The organism is Streptomyces sp. NPDC058086, from assembly GCF_042885015.1.
Classification (GTDB): domain Bacteria; phylum Actinomycetota; class Actinomycetes; order Streptomycetales; family Streptomycetaceae; genus Streptomyces.
In genome coordinates this window covers 1-2,817 of the sequence record NZ_JBHVST010000259.1, presented here as the reverse complement: position 1 = coordinate 2,817, position 2,817 = coordinate 1, and the positions used below count along the sequence as shown (strand labels likewise).

Genomic DNA, 2,817 nt, shown 5'->3' with positions numbered 1-2,817 from the left:
GGGGCGCCCGCCGTTGCCCCCCACCCATGTGTGTTTGTGGGGGGGGGGGGGGGGGGGGGGGTGGGGCCGCGCCCCGGCACTGCCCGCGGGGGGGGGGGGTTCCCCCGCCCGCCCCGGCGCCACGACGTCAGTCGGTCCGGTCGGTGCGTCCTTCGGGTCCCGAAGGCTCCTCACGCATGGGTGAGCCATGGTGAGAGGAGGCTTGTGAACTCCTCGTCGGAAATGTGGACGCTCCCCAAGCCGAACCTCTCCCATGCTTGCGCCCGCTGCAGAACGGGCAGCGGTATGTCGAAAGCAAGACGGAAGGATGTAATGAAAGGGACGGCGCGGAACCCTGCACCCAGCTTGTCCCTGGCGAGCAATGCGAGTTCTATCGCGTCCTTTCCATCGACGTGAGCCGCCTTCAGCTCGCCGACAAGAATCTCCATCTCATTCATCTCGTGCCCGACTTTCCGATCTTTCGCGTGACGGCGTTGGAGCGGGACGGCCATGCGATACCCGCCCCAACGCGTGTCCTTCAGCTGTGGATGCCACGGACAGGTGACCTAACGGAAGGTCGCGCCCACGTTTGTATAGTGCCCCGGCATGCCTCTGAGTTCAGTTATCTCCACCTTCGAGAAACCTGCTCGCGAGGCCATTTTGCCCGTGAGCGTTGCCAGTGCCGCTTCCTCGAGCGATGCACCGTCCCGTACGGCCGCGTTGAAGGAGTCCAGATTATCGCTGAGCGAACCTCCGTCCTGCCAGTACCCCTTGACACCCTTCACTGCGTCGCCGAAATGCGCGAGTGCGGCGTTGAACATCTCGCCGCCTCTGGGGGGTACGTCCTTGATCGCCTCGATGGCGAGTCCGAAGAGACCGTCCTTGTCGATGTCTGCGACGATCGAGGCCCCACCGGGGTATTGCGCATAGTAGACGGGGCAGTCGACGTTGTGGACCAGTACGGGAGTCCGGCCCGCGAGCACGTAGAAGGTGTGGAGGTCGGCGATGCTCAGGTCCCACACCTGCTGTGGTGCGGCCACGGGGCGGATACCGACCACCGTGTGCAGGGCACCGGTCGGAGTCCGGAGCGAGTCCGACCTGTGCAGGCTGGAGGCGTGCACCCAGCCACGGCCCGGAACATACATCCCGTGGCCCGGCGTGGTCAGTACCCGTCCGCCGTCAGCGAAGGAGATCTGCAGGAGCCAGTCTGCTGAGTGAGAGAACGTCGACGTGACCGGTTCGGGCCCGGTCGTACCGGCGTCCGGGTCAGTGGCGAGCAGTCGATCGCCGACCTTGACCGCGTCGATGCGCTTGACCGAGCCATCGGCGAGCAGTACGGGTGTCGCAGCGGGGAAGCTGTCCTTCAGGCAGAGTCCACGCAATCTCTGGCCAAGTGTCTTGAAGATGCCGGCGACGGCATCTTCCGGCAGTTTGAGGGCGCGCAGTGCCTTCCACGCGTCCGTGAACTTGATCCCGGTCCGGGCGGCCGCGTCTGCTGCTTTGACCGCGTCGGCGATGGGTCGGATGATCTTGCCGGCGAACAGGCTCGCGACGTCCAGGGACGCCCAGGCGCATCCGCCCCAGCTGCCGCCCTCGAAACCGGAGGTGAACTTCTGGGCGCACTTGATCCAGCTGCCGAAGAGGATGTCGATGGGATCGACGCCGTCCTGCCACTCGGCGATCGTGATGTTGTGCGTGACCTCCTGGGACAGTTCGTCGGTCTTGACCGTCTGGAGGTAATGCGTCGCGCCGGGGGGACACATCAACTTCTGCGGGTCGATGCCCTCGGCACTGCACAGGTACAGGTCGACAACGGCCTTGTACTTGATCTTCGAGGTGATCGTGCAGTTGCCCGTGTAGGCGAGGTGGTTCCACCAGTGGTCGCAGCCGTCGGTCTTCTTGATGACCTCCGGATCGCCGATCTTCTCGATGTGGTCGATGACGTGGAAGACGTTGCCGATCGAGTGGCCGTTCTCGTCGGGGACGGTTCCGTCGTTGATCTGCTTGGCTTTCTCCGCCTTCTCCGCTCGATCGGCGGCCTCCTGGGCTTCCTTGGCGTATTTGTCGGCGTCCTTGGCGGCCTGTTCGGCTTCGGTGGCGGCCGTGTCGGCGCGGGTGGCGGCCGCTCGGGCGTCCTTGGCGTCCTGTTCGGCCTGGGCGGCCGCTGAGCGGGCCGCGGAGGCGTCGAGTTCGGCGGCGTCGGCGCTGTCGCGGGCGTCCTTGGCGTAGCCCTCGGCGTTGCCGGCCGCCTTGTCGGCGGCCGCGGCGTCGGCGGTGGCCTGGTTGTCGTAGTCGATGGTGCGGGCCAGTGAGGACGCGGCCGCGGACGCGGCCTTGGCGGTGTCGGCGGCGTAGCCGAGTGCGTCCTTCGCATACGTGCGGGCGTCCGCCGCGTATCCGGCGGCGTTGGCCGCGTGCTGGTAGGCCTCCTTGGCGTCGCCCTTGGCCTGGTCGGCGATGTTCTTGGCCGCCTGGGCCTCGGCTGCCGCGTTCTTGGCGTGGGCGTCGGCGACGGCCCGCTGCTGGTCGGCGATCGTCTTGGAGTTCTGTCCGGTCAGGACGACGAGGTCGGCGGCGGAGTCGGTGTCGGCGTAGGCGGAGCCGAGCTGGATAGCGTCGTTGGCCGGGTCGGCCACCTGTTCGGCCGACTTGCCGGCGTCCACGGCGGCCTGGGCGGTGACGTGGGCGTAGCCGGCGGCTTTGGCGGCGGCCGCGAGTGCCTTGGCGGCCTCCGTGTTGGCACCGTCGGCCTGGGTCTTGGCGTCCTTGGCGTGCTGTTCCGCCTCGTCGGCGAGCTTGACCGCGGCCTTGGCCTCGGCGGAGGCGTCCTGGGAGGCC

At 67.4% G+C, this 2,817-nt stretch carries 2 protein-coding genes; both read right to left on the bottom strand.

Annotated features, from left to right (window positions below; translation table 11 throughout):
* Positions 1 to 170: 170 nt before the first annotated feature.
* Positions 171 to 437, bottom strand: coding sequence for a hypothetical protein (locus tag ACFVWD_RS58015; RefSeq protein ID WP_389607238.1), 267 nt, complete (start codon positions 435 to 437; stop codon positions 171 to 173).
* Positions 438 to 545: 108 nt separating this feature from the next.
* Positions 546 to 2,817: polymorphic toxin-type HINT domain-containing protein (locus ACFVWD_RS58010; RefSeq protein ID WP_389607236.1), on the bottom strand; the 2,272-nt coding region annotated here is incomplete at its 5' end.